Below are 19,053 nucleotides of genomic sequence, written 5' to 3'. Positions count from 1 at the left end.
GATGGACCCCATGAGCAACGTCTACTTCGACATCAACATCAACGGCGAGGCCGCCGGCCGCATCGTCTTCAACCTCTTCGACGAGGTCGTCCCGAAGACCGCCCAGAACTTCCGCGAGCTGGCCACGGGCGTCCACGGCTTCGGCTACGCGGGCTCGCCGTTCCACCGCGTCATCCCGGAGTTCATGCTCCAGGGCGGCGACTTCACCAACCAGAACGGCACCGGCGGCAAGAGCATCTACGGCGAGAAGTTCGCCGACGAGAACTTCCAGCTGAAGCACGACCGCCCGTTCCTGCTGTCGATGGCGAACGCCGGCCGCAACACCAACGGCTCGCAGTTCTTCATCACGACCGTCTCGACCCCGTGGCTCGACGGCAAGCACGTCGTCTTCGGCGAGGTCGTCGAGGGTTCGGACCTGGTCAAGAAGATCGAGTCCCTGGGCTCCCAGTCCGGCGCCACCCGCGCCAAGATCGAGATCGCGGCCTCGGGCGTCGTCGACGCCGCCTGATCACCTCTCCGCCAGTACGGCCGGTCGGCCCCGCCCCCTCCCCGGGGGCCGGGGCCGCCGCCGTTTCCGGCGTGCGGCGTGCGGCGTGGGCCCGTGTCCCGTGTCCGTGGGACGGCCGTCGTGCAAGGCACGGAAGGGGCTCGGACGGCGGCCGCCGCTTCGATGAGACCCCTCGGCGAGCCGGGTACCTCGCGGACACGCCCCGACCCGCGAGGTGCGGGCCTCGATCCCGACGCTACGCCCGGGCACCGGCCCGCGCACCCGGGGGACGCGCGCAAGGCCGGTGCCTGCCAGGAGGGGGCCTGGTAGCGTGACGCGCCGTCTGTCCAACGGGAGGGGTTCGGGCCATGGTGGCTGGACGTCACATCAGATTCACCGCGGTGCTCGTCGCCGTCGTGTTCGCGCTGACCGGGTTCTCGTCGCACGGCGGGAGCAGCAGCAGCGGAAGCAGCGGCAAGAGCAAGAGCAAGAGCAGCGGCGGAGGCGGCTGCTCCAGCTCCAAGACGAAGAAGAAGTCCCACAGCAGCGGCAACGGCAGCTCCAGCAGCCCGACGCCCTCACCCGGCAACACCGCTCCGCCCGCGCGCGCCGAGGTCGTCAGCTGCGTCGGCGCCGGGAAGACGGAAGCCACTCTCAAGGTCACCTCCGCCGTGAACACGCAGCGCGCGGTGGACGTGCCGGTGGTGTTCGAGGGCGCGACCGGGGCCGCGGTCGACCGGAACACCATCCGGCTCACGCTGGGGGCGAACGAGACCCGGATCGTCACCGTCCCGATGACGCAGGCGGACAAGGCGTCCGAGGTCAAGAACTGCCGGCTCGGCCGGATCACCCCCTCCTAGCGCTCAGCGGTCTCGCCCGGGCCTCACCGCACCCGCGGCTCCGGCGCCCGCCGCCGCCCCGCGAACAGGTCCGCCTGGCGCTCCGGCGCCAGGTTCCCCAGCGCGATCAGCGCCGGAGCCTGCGCCAGCGCCTGCTGCAGCGCCGCCTGCTTCGCCGACCACAGGGCCCGTACGGTGCCCTGCACGGCCTCCGTCGGGAAGCCGGCCAGGGTCTGGGCCGCGCGCAGGGCCGCCGGGAGCAGGTCACCGGGCTCGGCCAGCTCCGACACCAGGCCGATGTCGTAGGCCCGCTGCGCGGAGAGCCGTTCCGCCGTCCCCATCAGGGACATCCGGGCGGCCTCCCCGAAGGGCATCCGCTGCGCCATGTAGACGGCCTCGTAGGCGCTGACCATCCCGTACGAGGTGTGCGGGTCGAAGTACGTCGCGGACGTGGACGAGATGATGAACTCCGCCTCGCCCAGCAGGTAGAAGGCCCCGCCGCACGCCATGCCGTTCACGGCGGCGACCACCGGCTTCCACAGGTCGCCCGCCTTCGGGCCGATGGAGAGCAGCGGATCGTCGGCCGAGTACGGGGAGCCGGGCTGGGGGACGTCCACGCCGCGGTCGATGCCCGTGCAGAAGGCCGCCGTCCCGGCTCCCGTCAGCACCACCGCCCGTACGTCCTCGGCGAAGCGGAACTCCCGCCACACCTCGCTCAGTTCGGCCGCGGTCCCCAGGTCGACGGCGTTGTGCCTGTGCTCCCGGTCCAGGGTGACGACCGCGACCCCGGTCGCCTTGTCCCGCTCCACCCGCACGGTCATGACCGCTCCAGGATCCAGCGCGGCACGGCCATCCCGCCCGTCTCGGTGAAGACCACCTGCACGCGCGCGCCGATGCGCAGCCGGGCCGGGTCCACCGAGTTCAGCGGGGCGTCCGCCGAGGCCACCAGGTTCCCGGCCAGCCGGATGTGCGGGGCGTCGGCGAGCTCCACGAGGATCACGTTGTACGGGGCCTGCGCGGCGTACGCGGGCAGCAGCGGCGGGTGCGGCCGCACGTAGGACCAGATCCGGCCGCGGCCGGACATCAGGCGCCACTCGGAGTCGAAGGACCGGCAGTGCGGGCAGCAGGGGCGCGGCGGGAAGCGGAGCCTGCCGCAGGCGGCGCAGGCCTGGACGCGGAGTTCGCCCCGGGCCGCGTACTCCCAGAAGGGGGCGCCGTCCTCGTCGGGGACCGGGAGCAGCAGCTCGTCGGTGGCGGGTGCGGTCATCGGTCGGCTCCTCAGGCTCGCAGCAGGATCGCGGACGTCGGGACACCCTCGCCCGCCGTCACCAGGCAGGTGGCGGCGTCGGGCACCTGGGCGGTGGAGACGCCGCGCAGCTGCTTGACGCCCTCGTTGATCAGGTTGAAGCCGTGCACGTAGGCCTCGCTGAGGCCGCCGCCGCCCGTGTTGATCGGGAGCCGGCCGCCCATCTCCAGGGCCCCGCCCTCGGTGAAGGCGGCGCCCTCGCCGCGCCCGCAGAAGCCGTAGCCCTCCAGGGAGAGCGGGATCAGCGGGGTGAAGGCGTCGTAGATCTGCGCGACGTCCACGTCCTGGGGCCCGAAGTCCGCCTGCTTCCACAGGTGCCGGGCCGCGGTCCAGGCGGGCCCGGACAGCGGGTCGTCGTTCCAGTAGTTGACCATGCCGTGGTGCTGGGCGGGCAGGCCCTGCGCGACGGAGTGCACGTACACGGGCTTCTGGCGGCAGTCCCGGGCCCGCTCGGCGGAGACGATCACGCAGGCCAGCGCCCCGTCGGTCTCGAGGCAGTTGTCGAAGAGGCAGAGCGGGTCGCTGATCATGCGGGCGCTCATGTACATCTCGCGGGTCAGCGGGCGCTCGTACATCATCGCGGCCGGGTTCTCGTTGGCCCGGTTGCGGCAGGCCATCGCCACGTTGAAGAGGTGGTCGCGGGTGGCGCCGTACTCGTGCATGTAGCGGCGGGCCAGCATGCCGATCTCGTCGGCGGGGCGCAGCAGGCCGAAGGGGCGGGTCCACTGTCCGGGGGTGGGCAGCTGGACCGCGGTGTTCTTCCAGGGGCGGGGTCCTGAGCCGCGCTTGCGGGAGCGCCAGGCGACGCCGACGGTGGCCTGGCCGGTGGCGACGGCGGAGGCGAGGTGGCCGACGGTGGCGCAGGAGCCGCCGCCTCCGTAGCCGACCTTGGAGAAGAAGGTGACGTCGCCGGCGCCGATGGCCTTGGCGACCTCGACCTCGTCGGTCTCCTCCATGGTGTACGAGGCGAAGGCGTCGACTTCGGACGGTTCGATGCCCGCGTCGGCGAGGGCCGCCAGGATGGCCCGGCAGGCCAATTCTTTCTCGGACTCCGGCAGTTGTCTGGCAAAGGCGGTCTGGCCGATGCCGACTATCGCCGTAGCGTCCTTGAGCGTTGCCGCCATCGCCACCTCCGGGGTGCGCCAGTACTGACAGCCGCGAAGGCTACAGCTAATCTGACGGATAGTCAGCTACTGGTACCGGGGAGGGGCGGACGATGGACGAGGACGCGCACGGGGACATATACGGGGACGCGCGCGAGGTGCGGCGCGAGGACGAGCACGACGACCCCCGCGGGGACCTTCGCTGGGGAAGCATCGCCGGACTGGTCCGGGCGTCGGCGGCACGGTACGCCGACCGCGAGGCCGTCGTCGACGGCCGCGTCCGGATCAGTTACGCGCAGCTCGGCGAGCGCGTCGAGCGCGCCGCGGCCGCCTGCCTCGCCGCCGGAGTCGAGCCCGGCGACCGGGTCGCCGTCTGGGCCCCCAACACCCTGGAGTGGATCGTCTCCGCGCTCGGCGCCGTCTCCGCGGGCGCGGTCCTCGTCCCCCTCAACACCCGTTTCAAGGGCACGGAAGCCGCGTACGTCCTGCGGCGCAGCCGGGCCAGGCTCCTCTTCGTCACCGGCACCTTCCTCGGCACCTCGTACGTCGCCTCCCTGCGCCGTGCCGCGGCCGAGGGCCCCGGCACCGGGCCGCTGCCCGGGCTGCCGCACCTGGAGCAGGTCGTCGTCCTCGCCGAGGACGCCCCCGAGTCCTTCCGCACCTGGAAGGACTTCCTCGCGGGCGGGGACCCCGTACCGGCCGAGGCGGTCCGCGAACGTGCCGAAGCGATCCGGCCCGACGACCCCTCGGACATCATCTTCACCTCCGGCACCACCGGCAGCCCCAAGGGCGCCGTCATCACCCACGCCCAGTCCCTGCGCTGCTACGCCGTCTGGAGCGAGCTCGCCGGACTGCGCGAGGGCGACCGCTACCTGATCGTGAACCCCTTCTTCCACACCTTCGGCTACAAGGCCGGGATCATCGCCTGCCTGATGCGCGGCGCCACGATGGTCCCCCAGCCCGTCTTCAACGTGGACACCGTCCTCGCCAACATCGCCGCCGAGCGCATCTCCGTACTCCCCGGCCCGCCCACCCTCCACCAGTCACTCCTCGACCACCCCCAGCGCGACCACCACGACCTGACCGCCCTGCGCCTGGTGGTCACCGGCGCGGCCGTGGTCCCGCTCAGGCTCGTCGAGCGGCTCCGCGGAGAGCTGCACATCGGAGCCGTCCTCACCGCGTACGGGCTCTCCGAGGCCAGCGGCATCGTCACCATGTGCCGGCGCGGCGACCCGGCGGAGGTCATCGCCGCCACCTCGGGCCGGCCCATCCCCGGCACCGAGGTCCGCATCGCCGGACCCGAAGGCGGCGCCCTGTCCGCCGGCACGGCCGGCGAGGTGTGGGTCCGGGGCCACCACGTCATGCGGGGCTACTTCGAGGACCCGGCCGAGACCGCCGATGCCGTCACCGCCGAGGGATGGCTGCGCACCGGCGACGTCGGAGTGCTCGACGCGGGCGGCAACCTGCGCATCACCGACCGGATCAAGGACATGTTCATCGTCGGCGGGTTCAACGCCTACCCCGCCGAGATCGAGCAGCTCATCGGCCTCCACCCGGACATCGCGGACGTGGCCGTGGTCGGCGTCCCGGACCCGCGGCTCGGCGAGGTCGGCAAGGCGTACGCGGTCCGCCGGCCCGGCTCCACCCTCACCGCCGACGACCTGATCGCCTGGTCCCGGCGGGAAATGGCCAACTACAAGGTGCCGCGCGCGGTGGAGTTCGTCACCGAACTGCCGCGCAATGCGAGCGGAAAGGTCCTCAAGCGGGAGCTGCGCGAAACGAGGTAGGCCGTACGAGGGAAGCGTCGGCGAACCTTGGCGCGGACAGAAGCCGGTGACGGGCCCGTCCGATAGACACCCGGTCGTGATCACCGGCTACCGCAGGACACCGACCGCCCGCTGCCGATCCGCAGGCGGGACCGCACTTCCGACAAGGGCCGAAGGGGGGAGCCCATGTCGTCGAGACGCCTTCTCCGAGTGAACCGACGGGTGATGCGCGCCGTACGCGGCTGGCCGCGCGCCCTTCTCCTCACGCTCGCCGTGACGCTCACCGTGGCCGCACCCGTCGGCGGGGCGGCGGCCGAGCCGCGTCCCAGCGCCCCGTCCACGGCCAGCAGCCCGTCGCGAGCGGACGGCGAGGGGAAGCTGTCGCGGGTCCGTGTGAAGAAGCGCGTGGACGTACGCACGCTGCCCCGGCCGAAGCGGCCCGTCGAGAAGCAGGTGCGGCCCTACCTCGTCCCTCCGAGGCGGGCGGCGGCCGCGGAACCGGGGCGGCAGCCGACCCTGCCGGTCACCACCGCGCTGCTGACGCCGAAGGCCACGGCGTCCCCGAAGACGGTGCCGTCCTCGGCCGTCGTGGAGCGTCTGAAGACCTTCTCCACACTCGGGAACGTGAACACCAACGCTCCCTCCGACACCAATCTCGCGGTCGGGCCCACCTACATCATCCAGATGGTGAACACCACGGGCCAGATCTACGACAAGGCCGGCAACGCCGTGGGCTCCCCGTTCGACCTGGGAACGTTCTTCGGCTTCCCGGCAGGTGACGGTACCGATCCTCGGGTGCACTACGACGAGGGGTCCGGTCGCTTCTTCGCCGCGTACGAGGGGCTCCCCGCCGGCGGCGACGAGGTCGACGTCGCGGTCAGTGACAGCTCCGACCCCCGCGGGGACTGGTCCGTCTACATCGCCGGGAGCAACACCTCGAACGTCCAGCAGGACCGGCCGAACCTCGGCTACAGCGGCGACAAGGTCACGCTGACCTGGAACAACTTCGACAACAGCAAAGCCGAGCCGCCGTTCCTGGGCTCGGCGACCGTGGTCGCCAACAAGGCCGACCTGCTGGCCGGAGGAACGGTCAGCTTCACGACGTTCGCGCAGGACATCGGCAAGTCCGACGTCGTCCCGGCCACCTCGCTCTCGGCGATCAACGACCAGCTCGCGATGGAGCACGCGGGCACCGACGTGAAGGTGACCACGATCACCGGCGTGCCCGGCGTCAGCACGGTCAACCAGTCGGTGAACACCATTGCCATTGGAGCCGCCGCCCCGCCGCCTGCGGCCGCCCAGCCGGCCGGGGGCGATGCCACCATCGAGACCAACGACGACCGGATGCTGTCGGTCGCCTGGCAGAACAACCACCTGTGGGGCGTCTTCAACGTCATCTGCACCCCCATCGGCGACACCGCGACCCACGCCTGCCAGCGCTTCGTCCAGATCGCGACCGGCGGGGGCCAGAGCCTGGCCACCAACCTCAATCTCGGTCTCGTGGGCGGGGACATCTACTACGGCTCGCTGACCCTGAACGACGAGGACGACCTGTTCGCGGGCTTCACCGCCTCCTCGTCCACCCTGTTCCCCGGCGCGGTCGCGATCGGAGTGCCGGGCGGCAACTTCCCGGCCACCACCTTCGGTGACTTCTACGCCGCGGGCAGCGAGGCCTACGCATGCCGCTGCAACGGCGAGAGCCGCTGGGGCGACTATTCGGGTACGGCCCGCGATCCGAGCAACCGCAAGGACGTCTGGACGGTCCAGCAGATTGGCGCCATCGGGCACACCACGACCTTCGGCGGCGACTGGGGCACCGCGATGGACCGCGTCACGCTGTCCCCGCCGACCGTTACGAGCGTCGCCCCGAACCACGCGCCCGAACTGGCCCAGTGCGTGAACACCGTGACGGTGCGCGGCACGGAGTTCCCCACGAGCGGCACCACCGTGCGCTTCGGCTCCGTGGCCGCCACGAACGTCAACGTCATCGGGCCGGAGGAACTGACCGCGCGGGTACCCCCGCAGGCACGGGGCACGGTGGACGTCACCGTGACCACGCCCAACGGCACCAGCCCGATCACCGGCGCCGACAAGTTCACGTACGACGCGGACACGTCCGCGCCGACCGCCTCCGCGGGCGTTACGCCATCGCCGAACGGCGCCGGCTGGAACAACAGCAGCCCGGCGACCGTCAACATCAGCGCCGGTGACGGGTCCTGCGGCTCGGGCGTCCAGAAGATCACGTACAGCGCGAGCGGCGCCCAGCCGATCGCATCCACCGACGTGTCCGGAGCGAGCGCCGCCGTGCCGGTCACGACGGACGGCGTGACGACGGTGACGTTCACCGCCACCGACAACGCCGGCAACACGTCCGCGCCGCGGACGGTCACCGTGCGCCTCGACACCGCAGCGCCGACGATCACCATCGTGCGCCCGACGGCCGGCACGTACCTGTTCCACGAGTCGGTCACGGCGTCCTACTCGTGCGCGGACGCCACCTCCGGTGTGGCGAGCTGCGCCGGTACGGTCCCGAACGGCAGCCCGGTCGACACCTCGACGTTCGGGTCGCGCACCTTCACGGTGAACGCCACGGACGTCGCCGCCAACCCGGCCACCAAGAGCGTCACGTACACCGTGGCGTACCGGATCTGTCTGCTCTACGACCCGAGCCGGCCGATCCGCGGCGGGAACAGCACGATCCCGATCAGGCTCCGGATCTGCGACGTCAACGGAGTCAACCTGTCCAGTCCTGGCATCACCCTCACACCCAGCCAGGTCGTCGGCCCCACCACCAGGCCGTTCACGACCCCGTTCCGGTACGACGCGGGTCTGGGCGGCTACATCGTCAACCTCCCCACCAAGGGGATGGCGGACGGCAGCTACAACCTGCGGTTCACCATCAGCGGAGCGGACACCACGACCCACGTGGCACCGTTCACCCTGCGCTGAGCCGCATCGGCCCGCACCGGCCCGGACCCGACCTCGGGTCCGGGCCGGTGCGCGTGGGGGGCTCTACGCCCGCGCCGTGTCCGAGGGGCGGCGCCGGGCCAGGACCAGCCGCCAGCGGGGTGCGCCCTGCGGGGTGCGGCCGAAGTGCTCCAGCGGCACGGTCTCCACGGTGAAGCCGGCCGCCCGCAGGTCGGCGCGGACACCGCCCAGCGGGAAGGTCCGGTAGTACATGACGAAGGGGGGCCGCCACACCGCGTTGCGCACCCGCATCACCGCGTCGAAACCGGCCACCGCCCACCACAGCGGCGAACTCGGCGGGATCGGGGCGCCGATCGGGAAGGCGAAGACCCCGCCCTCGCGCAGCGCGCCGTGGACCTGGGAGAAGAGGGCGGGCCGCTCGGCCGGCAGGAAGTGCCCGAACGCCCCGAAGCTCACCGCCAGGTCGTACGAGTCCCCGAGCGCGGGCGGCAGGGCCCGCGCGTCGGCCCGTACGAAGTCCACGCGCTCGTCCGGGTACGACCGCGCGGCCTCGGCCAGCATGCCCGTGCTCAGGTCCACCCCGGTGACGCGCTCCCGGCACAGCCGCCGCAGCATCCCGATCGCCGCTCCCGTGCCGCAGCACACGTCCAGCCCGGCGCCGAAGGAGCCCTCCCGCTGGGCGAGGGTCTCCTCGACGGCATCGAGCATCCGGTCCGGGGTGCGGAACGGCGTGTGGTCGAACTTGGGCGCCAGCAGGTCGTAGCCCCGCTCGACGGAGGAGAGGCCCTGCACGGCGAGTTCTCGGACGCTCGGCCCGTGGGTGGTGAACACACACCCAGCGTAGGGGCACGCGGACGCACGCGTGCGGCGGCCGCGGTGGCTCCCCCTCCAGGCCACCGCGGCCGCCGTTCCCCCGTAATTCCCCCGCTGATCCCCCGTACGTCTTTCGCTGTGCGTCGTACGTCGTGCCGTGTGCGTCTTACGGGCGCGGGCCGGACGCGTGGTTGTCCAGCGTCTGGATCTCCTCGCCCGAAGCGTGGTTGTCGAGCGGCTTGATCTCGATGCCGGAGGCGTGGTTGTCCATCGGCGTGATGTCGACGCCCGGTGCAGGGCTCTCCAGCGGCTTGATCTCGATGCCCGAGGCGTGGTTGTCGAGCGGCTTGATGTCGCCGTCGGTCGGCAGGATGTTCTCGTTCGTCGTCATCGGATCTCCTGATGGATGGGTCGGGCCCGTTCGGCGATTCCCCCGAGGATCGCCGAACGGGTAGTCCTCCAACCGACCCGGATGCCCCCCGACGCGCCGGGTCGATGCACTAATACTGTCGTGGGGCGATAAACGAACGATGAACGCCTCATTCATCGGACGTCGACCTGACGCCGACCTGCTCCGTCGCAGGTCAGCGCCTTGCGGAGCGCGCCAGGCGGAAGCCCACGTCGTCGACCCGGAAGGTCGGGTGGCTGCGGCGCCGCGCCGAGGCCCGGCAGCTCCAGTGCTCGTCGAACCAGCCACCGCCGCGCAGCACCCGGTAGGTGCCGTAGACCTCGGGGTCGTAGACGTCCCAGCACCAGTCCCAGACGTTGCCGAGCATGTCGTGGAAGCCCCACGCGTTGGGCCGCTTGCCGCCCACCTCGTGGATGCGCTCCTGCGAGTTGCCCCGGTACCAGGCGATCTCGTCGAGCGGCCCGTAGTGCGGTCCGGTCGTACCGGCACGGCAGGCGTGCTCCCACTCGGCTTCGGTCGGCAGCCGGTACCCGTCGGCGGACGCGTCCCACTCGACGCCGACGCCGGCGCCGGCGCCGAGCTCCTCGCCCTCGGCATCGAGCCGGTACGCGGGCGTGAACCCGTCCTGCCGGGACAGGGCGTTGCAGAACCGCACCGCGTCCCACCAGGAAACGCCCTCGACGGGCAGCCCGTCCCCCTGCCCGCTTCCCGGCCGCTCCCCGGTGACCCGCGCGTACAACGCCTGGGTGACCGGGAACGCCGCCAGCCGGTACGGCGGGACCTCGACGGTCCAGCTCCGCTGTGTCCGCCGGTCCGACAGCGTCACACGCCCCGGCGGGACGGCGATCAACTCGTTCATATCGTTCCTCGTGCTTGTGCCCGTTCCGGTACCGGTGCCGGTGCCCAAGGGTCAGGCCGCGAGCTCCGAGGCCAGCAGGGCCTGCACTTCGGCCAGTTCGGCCGATCCCAGCTGCCTGAACACCGTCTCCGCCTCCCGCCAGCACGCCCGCGCCCGGTCCGTCTGCCCCAGCTGCCGCAGCGCCCTGCCCAGCACCGTCAGCACGGTCGCCCGCCGCCACTCGCCGCCGATCCCGCGCAGCGCGATGGCCTGCTCGGCGTGCGAGGCGGCCAGCGTCGGCCGGCGCGCGGCCAGATGGGCCTCGGCGAGCCTGAAGTGGGTCACGCCCTCCCACAGCGGCTGGCGGTTGTCGTGGAACAGCGACAGCGCCTCGGCGAGCTGCGCCAGTGCTTCGCCGAGCCGGCCCGCCTGGGTGAGGGCGATGCCGAGCGCGTAGCGGCCGTTGGCCAGCCGCAGGGTCAGCCCCATCCGGTCGTAGATGGCGATGCCCTGCTGGGCGAGGTCTATCGCGCTGGCGAGGCGGCCCAGCTCCACGTGGATGCGGGAGAGGTTGCACAGCGCGCTGGCCTCGCCGATGTTGTTGCCGTCGGCGCGGAAGTTCTCGATGGCCTCCAGCAGGTACCGCTCGCCGTCCGCGTGCCGGCCCTGGTAGAGGGCGATGATCCCGCGGTCGTTGGGCGCCCAGCAGCTGGGCAGCGGGTCGCCGGCCTCGCGGGCGAGCGCCGTGGCCTGGCGGGCCTCGTCGTCGGCCTCGGCGAATCGGCCGGTGAAGAGGTGGACCATGGTGAGGGTGGTCCGGGCCCGCCCCTCCGAGCGCGGGTCCTGCGCGGCGTGTGCGGCGTCGCGCAGGGCCATGGCGGCCGACTCGTACTGCTTGGAGTTGGCTCCCGACTCGGCGAGGTCCTTGGCCGCCCACAGCAGGTCCACGGCCCGGCGCAGGACCTCTGTCTCGTCGGTGCGCGCGGAGGCCTGCCGTACGCACGCCAGCAGCGGGTCGGCCTCGGCGTACAGCCAGTCCAGGGCGGCGCGCGGCTCGCCGAAGACCAGCCCGGGGTAGTTGGTGTCGGACAGGTGCGCGGGGAGGCGGTCGCCGGGGCGTTCCAGGGCGTAGACCCCGGAGGCGGTGGCCAGGTAGAAGTCCAGCAGCCGGTCCAGGGCGGCGTCGCGCCCGCCCGGCGGCTGCTCGTCGCGTTCGGCGCACGCACGCGCGTAGAGGCGTACGAGGTCGTGGAAGCGGTAGCGGCCGGGGGCGGCCGATTCCAGGAGGGAGCAGTCCACTAAAGCTTCGAGGAGGTCCTCGGTGTCGTACTCGGGCAGGTCGAGCACGGCGGCGGCCGCGGACAGCGAGATGTCGGGGCCGTCGGCGAGGCCGAGGAGGCGGAAGGCGCGCTGCTGGGCCGGCTCCAGCTGGCCGTAGCCCAGCTCGAAGGTGGCCTTGACGGCGAGGTCGCCGGTCTGGAGCTCGTCGAGGCGGCGGCGTTCGTCGGCCAGTTTGGCGGCGAGGATCGACACGGTCCAGGTGCGGCGGGCGGCGAGGCGGGAGGCGGCGATCCGGATGGCGAGCGGCAGGAAGCCGCAGGCGCCGACGACGTCGAGGGCGGCCTGCCGTTCGGCTCCGACGCGCTCGGCCCCGACGATCCGGGTGAAGAGCTGGAGGGCCTCCTCGGGGCTCATCACGTCGAGGTCGACGAGATGGGCCCCGGCGAGGCCCGCCATGCGGACCCGGCTGGTGACCAGCGCGGCGCAGCCCGCCGTGCCCGGCAGCAGCGGGCGGACCTGGGCGGCGTCGCGGGCGTTGTCGAGCAGGACCAGGACGCGGCGGCCGTCGAGGGTGGAGCGGTAGAGCGCGGCGCGGTCGGCGGGGGAGTCGGGGATGGCGGTGTCGGGGGTGCCCAGCGCGCGCAGGAACGAGCCGAGGACGGCCTCCGGCTCGGCGGGGCGGGCCTCGGTGCCCTGGAGGTCCACGTAGAGCTGGCCGTCCGGGAAGTGCGGGCGGGCGGCGTGCGCGACGTGCACGGCGAGGGTGGTCTTGCCGACGCCGCCGATCCCGGCGAGCGCGGAGACGGCCATGACCTGGCCCTCGGCGCCGCCGGAGAGGATGGCGCCGAGTTCGTCGACGAAGCTGGTGCGGCCCGTGAAGTCGGGCACGGTGGCGGGCAGCTGGGCCGGCCTCACATGGGCGGCGGCGGCCGCGGGGGCCGGGTCCTCGGCGCGGGCCAGGTCGGCGTCGGCGTTGAGGATGCGCTGCTGGAGGGCGGCGAGTTCGGGGCGCGGGTCGACGCCGAGTTCGTCGGCGAGGAGCCGGCGGGTGTCGGCGTAGACGGCGAGGGCCTCGGCCTGCCGACCGCTGCGGTAGAGAGCGAGCATGAGCAGCTCGCGCAGGCGCTCGCGCAGCGGGTGGGCGGCGGTGAGCGCGGTGAGTTCGGAGACGGCCTCGGCGTGGTGGCCGACCTCCAGGTCGAGGTCGAGGCGGGTCTCCAGCAGTTGCAGGTGCCACTCGGCGAGCCGGGTGCGCTCGGTGGCGGCCGCGGGGCCGGGGACTCCGGCGAGGGGCTCGCCGTCCCACAGGTCCAGGGCGCGGGCAAGCAGCGTACGGGCGAGGGCGCGGTCACCGGCTTCGCGCGCCGTCTCGGCGTCGGTGACGAGGCTGCGGGCGACGCCGAGGTCGAGGGTGGCGGTGGAGCGCAGCCGGATGGCGTACCCGCCGGACTCGGTGACGAGCAGCCCGGGGTCGAGGACCTTGCGCAGGCGGGAGGCGTACGTCCGGATGGTGGCGAGGGCCTGCTGCGGCGGGTCCTCGCCCCAGATGGCGTCGATGAGCTCGGGCGCGGTGGCGGTGCGGCCGTCGCGCAGCAGGAGCGTGGCGAGCAGGGCGCGCTGCTGGGGGGTGCCGGAGGGCAGTGCTTCGGCGCCGCGCCAGGCGCGGATGGGGCCGAGGACGGCGAAGCGGGACCCTGCGGGGGTGGGGGCGGGGGCCGAGGCCGTGGCGGCGCCGTCGGGGAACGCGGCGGCCGGTTTCGCGAGGGCGGCCGGGTCCGTGGGGGCGGCCGCGCGTGCGGGGGCTGCGCTCTTGCGGGTGGTCCGGGATGCCTCGGGGTGGTTCCGCGGGTTCCGCGGGTGCGGGATGGCCGGTACGCCGTCCATCTGTCGTCCCCCCTGCCTTCCGTCGGTGTAATGGTCAGTCTGCCCTGTCTCGCGCGTACACGTCAGCCCGTCCCGGGCCGATCGGCCTCCAACTAGCTGACGACTCGTCAGATCAGCGCTACCGTATGGGCCATGGAGACCTTCCCGAAGATCATCTCGGTGGACGACCACACGGTTGAGCCCCCCCACGTCTGGCGGGACCGGCTCCCGTCCAGGTACAAGGACACCGGCCCGCGGGTCGTCCGCGCCCCCTTGAAGGAAATGACCTTCCTCGGCGGCAAGTTCGCTCCTGTCATGGGGGCCAAGGGTGACGACGGCCCGATCGGCGACTGGTGGGTGTACGAGGACCTGCACCGGCCGCTCACCCGCCTCGACACCGCTGTCGGGTACGACCGCGACGAGATCAAACTGGAAGTCATCACCTACGAGCAGATGCGCCCGGGGTCCTTCTCGGTTCCCGACCGTCTCGCGGACATGGACGTCAACCACGTCCAGTCGGCGCTCTGCTTCCCCACCTTCCCGCGCTTCTGCGGCCAGACCTTCACCGAGGCCAAGGACCGTGAGCTGGGGCTGCTCGGCGTCCGGGCGTACAACGACTGGATGGTGGAGGAGTGGTGCGGCCCGGACGCGCGGGGCCGGCTGATCCCGCTGACCCTGATCCCCCTGTGGGACGCCCGCCTCGCCGCGGCCGAGGTCCGCCGCAACGCGGCGCGCGGCGTCCGGGCGGTCGCCTTCTCGGAGATACCCCCGCACCTGGGCCTCCCGTCCATCCACACGGACGAGTGGGACCCCTTCCTCCAGGCGTGCGACGAGACCGGCACGGTCATCGCCATGCACATCGGCTCCTCGTCCCGCATGCCGTCCACCTCGGCGGACGCCCCGCCGGCGGTCGGCTCCACCATCACCTTCGCCAACTGCTGCTTCTCGATGGTCGACTGGCTGATGAGCGGCAAGTTCGAGCGCTTCCCCAACCTGAAGATCATGTACGCGGAGGGCCAGATCGGCTGGATCCCGTACATCCTGGAGCGCGCGAACGTGGTCTGGGAGGAGAACCGCGGCTGGGGCGGCGTGGCCGACAAGGTCCACCGCCCGCCGTCGGAGCTCTTCGCGGAGCACGTCTTCGGCTGCTTCTTCGACGACGCCTTCGGCTTGAAGAACCTGGACTCGATCGGCGTCGCCAACGTCCTCTACGAGACGGACTACCCGCACTCGGACTCGACCTGGCCGAAGTCCCGCGAGGTCGGCGAGGCCCAGATGGGCCACCTGCCCCCGGACGCGATCGACCGCATCGTGCGCGGCAACGCGATCGACCTGCTGGGCCTGACGCCGGAGGGCCTGTGGGCGGGGCCGGGGGCGTAGCCGGGCAGCCCGGCCGGAGCGGCCGGCACGGGCCCTGAGGTGCGCGGCGCCCCACTTCCGGTGGGGCGCCGGTGTCGCGGCCGTGGTCCCCGGCGACTTCGCCACGGCCCCGCAGGGCACCGGGAGGCGGGGATCGGCCGATGGGCCCCTTGCAACCGAACCCGCCTCCGGGGCATGCTTCGCCAGGGCAAATCGGAAGGATCATCATGCCGGTGGACAAGCGGACCCTGGTGACAACGGTGCTGTGTGCTGCGGCGGCTCTGGGAGCCTCCGCCGCGGTGGCCGAGCTGGTGCCGCCGCCCGACGGGGCTCAGTCCGTGCGGGTGAAGGCGGGGCCGACGGGTTCGCCGACCGCGCCGTCACGTTCGCAAGCGGCAAAGCCTCAGCTCTCCACCCCGCCCGGGGGCTCGCTGCCGCCCGCCGTCACACCCCCGCCCGGTGGGCCCGCGGCCTTCACCGGCGCCCTCTTCACGGACGGTCTGGACAGCGATCACTTCTGCACCGCCACGGTGGTGCACAGCCCGGGCCGGAACATGATCGTCACCGCCGGGCACTGCCTGCTCGACGGACAACAGGGCAACGGCACCGCCGTCTTCGCACCTGCGTACGCGAATGGCCAGGCCCCGTACGGCACATGGAAGCTGGAGGAAGTCTTCGAGGACGGCCGCTGGGCCGAGGGTACGGACGACGACTACGACCTCGCCTTCGCCCGCCTGGCCCCCGACGCCAAGGGCCGCACCATCGAGAGCGTGACCGGCGCGGCCGTGCTGGACACCAGCGGCCGCGCGGGCGAGGAGGTCACCGTCACCGGCTACCCCGCCGACCGCAAGGTTCCCCGTACCTGCACGGCGGTCGCCGTCCGCGAGAGCGAGACCGAACAGCGCTTCGACTGCGCCGACTTCCCGGGCGGCACCAGCGGCAGCGCGTGGATCGCCCGCGACGGAAAGATCATCGGCATCCTGACGGGCGGCGACACCGACGACGTGTCGACCAGCACCGTCCTCGGTGACTACGCGGCCGCGCTGTACGCCAAGGCCGCCGGCGCCAAGCGCTGACCCCGGGCAGCCACTCGGCAGAATCGTCCCCATGCAGAAGAAGATCGAGGACATGGCCGGCCGCCTGGCCGAGGTGCCCGGGGTCGTCGCCGTGCTGCTCGGCGGCAGCCGGGCGCGCGGGGAGCACCGGCCGGACTCCGACTGGGACCTCGGCGTCTACTACCGCGGCGCGCTCGATCTCGCCGCGCTCGGCGCGCTCGCCGGCCCCGGGGTGGAGGTGGCCGGGCCGGGCGGCTGGGGGCCGTGGGTCAACGGCGGCGCGTGGCTGACGGTCGACGGGGTGGCGGTGGACTGGATCCTGCGGGATGCGGACCGGGTCGGGCGGGTCTGGGAGGACTGCCGGGAGGGCCGGTACGAGGTGGGCGTGCAGGCGGGGCATCCGCTCGGGTTCTGGTCGCCCTGCTACGCGGGCGAGGTGGCGCTCGGCCGGGTGCTGGCCGACCCGAGCGGCGAGCTGACGGACCTCCGGCGGCGGACCGCGCACTACCCCGAGGCGCTGCGGCAGGCGCTCATGGCGGGTGCCTGGGAGGCGGAGTTCCTGGTCGCCGCCGCGGCGAAGGGGGCGGCCCGGGCGGACGTGCTCCACGTCTCGCTCTGCCTGTCCCGGGCGGTGGGCGTGCTGGTGCAGGCGCTGTACGCCGAGGACCGGCGCTGGTGCCTCAACGAGAAGGGCGCGCTGGCCGTCGCCGAGACGCTGCCGGGCGCGCCGCCCGGCTTCGGCCCGCGGGTCCGCGCCCTGCTGGGGGCGCCCGGCGCCACGGCCGAGCAGCTGGTGGCGACGGTGGCCGAGGCGCGGCTCCTGGCCGAGGAGACCGTCGCCGCGCTGCGGCCCTCGGCCGCCACCTGAGCCACCCACCCCTACGCGAGCAGCCCCAAGTGGACCGGTTCCGCCGGTGCGTTCGCCAGGAGGTCGGGCAGGCGCGGTGGCCAGAGCGGTTCACCGAGGGTGGCCAGGCGCTCCTGGGGCAGCCACTGCCAGTGGATGCCGGGGTCCTCCAGCACCGGCTCGCGGCGCGGGCCCGAGGTGAGGTAGATGTGCTCGTGCTGGCGGACGGGGATCCCCTGGTGCGTGAAGTCGTGCTCCCAGGTGCACAGCAGCCGCCCGGGCTCCAGGTCGGTCCAGCCGGTCTCCTCGCGGAGTTCGCGGCGCACGCACTCCTCGGGGCTCTCGCCGGGGTCCATCCCGCCGCCGGGCGGCAGCCAGTGGATGCCGACCTCCACGTTGTCCTCGCGGAAGAGGAACACCGACCCGGCGGGGGACAGGATGACAACACGCGCTGCGTGACGTGGAGTTCGCATCGAATCAGCGTACGCCCGTGATCCCTCGCAGGGGCATGCCCTGCGCCGGGCGGCGGCCCGATGGGTACGGGCCGGATTCCCGGTGGCAGACTTTTTGTCGGAAGCGCAGCGTTCAGCCGCGATGAAGACCGGCTGATGTACGGTCGGTTTGATGAGCAAGCACCGCCGAGCCCGCTCCCGTTTCCGTACCCGCACGCCTGCCCGACCTCGCAAGACGTCGGGCAGGTCCCGCCGCCGGGTGGTCCTCGCCGCCGCCCTCGGCCTGGTGACCTTCGCCGCGGGCTGGGTGTACGCCGTCGACCAGAAGGCCGTCGGCAGCGTGTCGCAGGCGCGGGCGGACCACCGGCCGCCGGCGTCGGACCGCGCGGCGCGCGACGCCCACCGCGACGCGCCCCGCGACACCCCCCGCGACGCGCCCCGGGACGTCCTCCAGGGCCTGACCGGCATCAGCGAGCAGACGCTTGCACGGATCCCGGCCGAGTCCCGTCAGCTCGTCCTGGTCACCGGCAAGGCCCCGGACTCCTCGGAGTCCACCGCCACGCTCTACACCCGCCCCGCGGCCGGCGCCGACTGGGCGCGTGTCGAGAGCTGGCCGGCCCGCAACGGCGCGAAGGGCTGGTCGACGACCGAGGAGCGCACGTACGGCGACCTGACCTCTCCGCGGGGCGTGTTCGCGCTGTCCGACGCGGGCGGCCTGCTGGCGCCGCCGTCCGGCACCCGGCTCCCGTACGACAAGGACCGCGCCTTCGTCGCCTCGGGGCGCGGGGTGAACGGCGAGTCCCTGGCGGGGTCCTTCGACTACGTCGTCGCCATCGACTTCAACCGCCGGCCGGGCCGCTCGCCGCTGGACCAGGCCAAGCCGGAGGGCGAGGAGAAGGGCGGCAACATCTGGCTCCACGTGGACCACGACGGTCCCTCCCAGGGGTGCGTCGGCATCCCGAAGGAGGCGATGAAGAAGGTCCTGGAGACCCTCGATCCGGCGGCGAAGCCGGTCATCGTGATGGGTCCGGAAGGCTTCTGACCGGAGCGGGGGCCGAAGCCGCCGCCTCTGCCCCAGCCTCTGACTCTGCCCGGTCCGGGCGGCGGCGGTCTCGGAGCAGCAGCCCGATGTAGACCAGGTCGAAGACGCTGCACAGGAGACCGAGCCCGAGGACGAAGGGCGAGTGCTCCAGTACGCCGAACAGCAGGGTCGGGGCCAGCGTGCCCAGCCACTTGGCGACGGCGATGGTCGGGGACTGCCCGCGCGGCCCCTGCCGGGCGGCGTAGAGGCCGATGAACAGGCCGGACATCAGCAGGTTCTGCAGGAACGCCGAGTAGCGGGAGGCGTCGTGCGCCCCGAAGTGGGCGAGGAACAGCCCCTGCACGGCGAACCCGGTGGCGAACACCAGGACCGACCAGGCGGCGAAGAGCGGACGGGTCACGAACCGCGGGAGCTCGGGCCGCCCGAACCGCAGGTAGGTGGAGATGATCACGATGTCGGCGGCCGCCCACACCACGTTCACCACGCCCTGGGGAGAGACCCCGGTCGCGAAGTCGCGGACGGCGTAGACCGACTCCCAGGCGAAGTTCAGCGCGAGCGCGGCCAGGGGCATCGCGTACGTCCGGTCGCGCAGCCCGACGCGGATCGCCTCCACGTACACGACGGTCCAGGCGATCCCGCTGACCAGCGTGAGTATGAGGTCCATC

Annotated in this window: 17 protein-coding genes; 8 read left to right on the top strand and 9 right to left on the bottom strand. The window is 72.7% G+C overall.

The window, feature by feature from the left end:
• The first annotated feature begins 10 nt into the window (after positions 1-10).
• Together OG737_RS12255 and OG737_RS12250 are read left to right on the top strand one after the other, a co-directional pair.
• Positions 11-508: a peptidylprolyl isomerase gene (locus OG737_RS12255; RefSeq protein ID WP_328926225.1), complete on the top strand. Its 498-nt coding sequence runs from the start codon at positions 11-13 to the stop codon at positions 506-508.
• Positions 509-855: 347 nt separating this feature from the next.
• On the top strand, positions 856-1,347 hold the full coding sequence (locus tag OG737_RS12250) for a hypothetical protein (protein ID WP_328926224.1): 492 nt from the start codon (positions 856-858) through the stop codon (positions 1,345-1,347).
• Positions 1,348-1,370: 23 nt separating this feature from the next.
• Here OG737_RS12250 and OG737_RS12245 read toward each other — a convergent pair whose 3' ends face one another.
• Genes OG737_RS12245 through OG737_RS12235 form a run of 3 tightly spaced genes read right to left on the bottom strand, consistent with a single transcriptional unit; the run spans position 1,371 to position 3,756 of the window.
• The gene (locus tag OG737_RS12245; protein WP_328926223.1) at positions 1,371-2,147 is read right to left on the bottom strand and encodes an enoyl-CoA hydratase/isomerase family protein; all 777 of its coding nucleotides are present in this window, start codon (positions 2,145-2,147) and stop codon (positions 1,371-1,373) included.
• Positions 2,144-2,593, bottom strand: coding sequence for an OB-fold domain-containing protein (locus OG737_RS12240; RefSeq protein WP_328926222.1), 450 nt, complete (start codon positions 2,591-2,593; stop codon positions 2,144-2,146). The genes OG737_RS12245 and OG737_RS12240 overlap by 4 nt, the downstream gene beginning before the upstream one ends.
• Positions 2,594-2,604: 11 nt before the next feature.
• Complete coding sequence (locus OG737_RS12235) at positions 2,605-3,756, bottom strand: lipid-transfer protein (protein ID WP_405679723.1); 1,152 nt, start codon at positions 3,754-3,756, stop codon at positions 2,605-2,607.
• Positions 3,757-3,848: 92 nt separating this feature from the next.
• Here OG737_RS12235 and OG737_RS12230 point away from each other — a divergent pair, with 92 nt between their 5' ends.
• Together OG737_RS12230 and OG737_RS12225 are read left to right on the top strand one after the other, a co-directional pair.
• Positions 3,849-5,522, top strand: coding sequence for a FadD3 family acyl-CoA ligase (locus OG737_RS12230; protein WP_328926220.1), 1,674 nt, complete (start codon positions 3,849-3,851; stop codon positions 5,520-5,522).
• A gap of 165 nt (positions 5,523-5,687) precedes the next feature.
• The gene (locus OG737_RS12225) at positions 5,688-8,450 is read left to right on the top strand and encodes an IPT/TIG domain-containing protein (protein ID WP_405921513.1); all 2,763 of its coding nucleotides are present in this window, start codon (positions 5,688-5,690) and stop codon (positions 8,448-8,450) included.
• A gap of 63 nt (positions 8,451-8,513) precedes the next feature.
• Here OG737_RS12225 and OG737_RS12220 read toward each other — a convergent pair whose 3' ends face one another.
• The 4 genes from OG737_RS12220 to OG737_RS12205 all read right to left on the bottom strand — a co-directional run bounded on the left by OG737_RS12220 (position 8,514) and on the right by OG737_RS12205 (position 13,654).
• Complete coding sequence (locus tag OG737_RS12220) at positions 8,514-9,260, bottom strand: class I SAM-dependent methyltransferase (RefSeq protein ID WP_405679726.1); 747 nt, start codon at positions 9,258-9,260, stop codon at positions 8,514-8,516.
• A 148-nt stretch (positions 9,261-9,408) separates the two neighbouring features.
• Positions 9,409-9,633 (bottom strand): hypothetical protein, encoded by a 225-nt coding sequence (locus OG737_RS12215; protein ID WP_328926217.1) that lies wholly within the window; start codon positions 9,631-9,633, stop codon positions 9,409-9,411.
• Positions 9,634-9,826: 193 nt separating this feature from the next.
• The gene (locus OG737_RS12210) at positions 9,827-10,510 is read right to left on the bottom strand and encodes an SUMF1/EgtB/PvdO family nonheme iron enzyme (RefSeq protein WP_328926216.1); all 684 of its coding nucleotides are present in this window, start codon (positions 10,508-10,510) and stop codon (positions 9,827-9,829) included.
• Positions 10,511-10,561: 51 nt separating this feature from the next.
• Positions 10,562-13,654 (bottom strand): BTAD domain-containing putative transcriptional regulator, encoded by a 3,093-nt coding sequence (locus OG737_RS12205; protein ID WP_405679727.1) that lies wholly within the window; start codon positions 13,652-13,654, stop codon positions 10,562-10,564.
• A 132-nt stretch (positions 13,655-13,786) separates the two neighbouring features.
• On the opposite strand from OG737_RS12205, the gene OG737_RS12200 reads away from it, so the two are divergent.
• From OG737_RS12200 to OG737_RS12190, 3 genes are all read left to right on the top strand, one after another.
• Positions 13,787-15,013, top strand: a complete 1,227-nt coding sequence (locus OG737_RS12200) for an amidohydrolase family protein (protein WP_328926214.1) — start codon at positions 13,787-13,789, stop codon at positions 15,011-15,013.
• A 206-nt stretch (positions 15,014-15,219) separates the two neighbouring features.
• Positions 15,220-16,068, top strand: a complete 849-nt coding sequence (locus OG737_RS12195) for a trypsin-like serine peptidase (protein ID WP_405679729.1) — start codon at positions 15,220-15,222, stop codon at positions 16,066-16,068.
• Positions 16,069-16,099: 31 nt separating this feature from the next.
• Positions 16,100-16,915 carry a DUF4037 domain-containing protein gene (locus OG737_RS12190; protein ID WP_328926212.1) on the top strand — a complete coding sequence of 272 codons (816 nt, stop codon included), beginning with the start codon at positions 16,100-16,102 and terminating at the stop codon, positions 16,913-16,915.
• Positions 16,916-16,926: 11 nt separating this feature from the next.
• On the opposite strand, the gene OG737_RS12185 is transcribed toward OG737_RS12190, so the two are convergent.
• On the bottom strand, positions 16,927-17,367 hold the full coding sequence (locus OG737_RS12185; RefSeq protein ID WP_328926211.1) for an NUDIX domain-containing protein: 441 nt from the start codon (positions 17,365-17,367) through the stop codon (positions 16,927-16,929).
• A 151-nt stretch (positions 17,368-17,518) separates the two neighbouring features.
• Here OG737_RS12185 and OG737_RS12180 point away from each other — a divergent pair, with 151 nt between their 5' ends.
• Positions 17,519-18,388: a hypothetical protein gene (locus tag OG737_RS12180; protein WP_405921512.1), complete on the top strand. Its 870-nt coding sequence runs from the start codon at positions 17,519-17,521 to the stop codon at positions 18,386-18,388.
• Here the strand turns inward: OG737_RS12180 and OG737_RS12175 are convergent.
• Positions 18,360-19,052 carry a hypothetical protein gene (locus OG737_RS12175; RefSeq protein ID WP_328926209.1) on the bottom strand — a complete coding sequence of 231 codons (693 nt, stop codon included), beginning with the start codon at positions 19,050-19,052 and terminating at the stop codon, positions 18,360-18,362. The two genes, OG737_RS12180 and OG737_RS12175, sit on opposite strands and share 29 nt — an antisense overlap.
• Between the last annotated feature and the right edge of the window lies 1 nt (position 19,053).

The sequence above is a fragment of the Streptomyces sp. NBC_00122 genome (assembly GCF_045160845.1).
Classification (GTDB): Bacteria; Actinomycetota; Actinomycetes; order Streptomycetales; family Streptomycetaceae; genus Streptomyces.
The sequence above is the reverse complement of the archived record's forward strand: the minus strand, read 5'-3'. Positions and strand labels throughout refer to the sequence as shown.

Bases quoted from the DNA above. Each gene is read 5' to 3' on its own strand.
- OG737_RS12240 (WP_328926222.1), bottom strand. From the start codon at position 2,593: ATGACCGCACCCGCCACCGACGAGCTGCTGCTCCCGGTCCCCGACGAG.
- OG737_RS12230 (WP_328926220.1), top strand. From the start codon at position 3,849: ATGGACGAGGACGCGCACGGGGACATATACGGGGACGCGCGCGAGGTG.
- OG737_RS12205 (WP_405679727.1), bottom strand. From the start codon at position 13,654: ATGGACGGCGTACCGGCCATCCCGCACCCGCGGAACCCGCGGAACCAC.
- OG737_RS12200 (WP_328926214.1), top strand. From the start codon at position 13,787: ATGGAGACCTTCCCGAAGATCATCTCGGTGGACGACCACACGGTTGAG.
- OG737_RS12255 (WP_328926225.1), top strand. From the start codon at position 11: ATGAGCAACGTCTACTTCGACATCAACATCAACGGCGAGGCCGCCGGC.
- OG737_RS12225 (WP_405921513.1), top strand. From the start codon at position 5,688: ATGTCGTCGAGACGCCTTCTCCGAGTGAACCGACGGGTGATGCGCGCC.
- OG737_RS12195 (WP_405679729.1), top strand. From the start codon at position 15,220: ATGCCGGTGGACAAGCGGACCCTGGTGACAACGGTGCTGTGTGCTGCG.
- OG737_RS12245 (WP_328926223.1), bottom strand. From the start codon at position 2,147: ATGACCGTGCGGGTGGAGCGGGACAAGGCGACCGGGGTCGCGGTCGTC.
- OG737_RS12190 (WP_328926212.1), top strand. From the start codon at position 16,100: ATGCAGAAGAAGATCGAGGACATGGCCGGCCGCCTGGCCGAGGTGCCC.
- OG737_RS12175 (WP_328926209.1), bottom strand. From the start codon at position 19,052: ATGGACCTCATACTCACGCTGGTCAGCGGGATCGCCTGGACCGTCGTG.
- OG737_RS12235 (WP_405679723.1), bottom strand. From the start codon at position 3,756: ATGGCGGCAACGCTCAAGGACGCTACGGCGATAGTCGGCATCGGCCAG.
- OG737_RS12250 (WP_328926224.1), top strand. From the start codon at position 856: ATGGTGGCTGGACGTCACATCAGATTCACCGCGGTGCTCGTCGCCGTC.
- OG737_RS12180 (WP_405921512.1), top strand. From the start codon at position 17,519: ATGAGCAAGCACCGCCGAGCCCGCTCCCGTTTCCGTACCCGCACGCCT.
- OG737_RS12185 (WP_328926211.1), bottom strand. From the start codon at position 17,367: ATGCGAACTCCACGTCACGCAGCGCGTGTTGTCATCCTGTCCCCCGCC.
- OG737_RS12210 (WP_328926216.1), bottom strand. From the start codon at position 10,510: ATGAACGAGTTGATCGCCGTCCCGCCGGGGCGTGTGACGCTGTCGGAC.
- OG737_RS12215 (WP_328926217.1), bottom strand. From the start codon at position 9,633: ATGACGACGAACGAGAACATCCTGCCGACCGACGGCGACATCAAGCCG.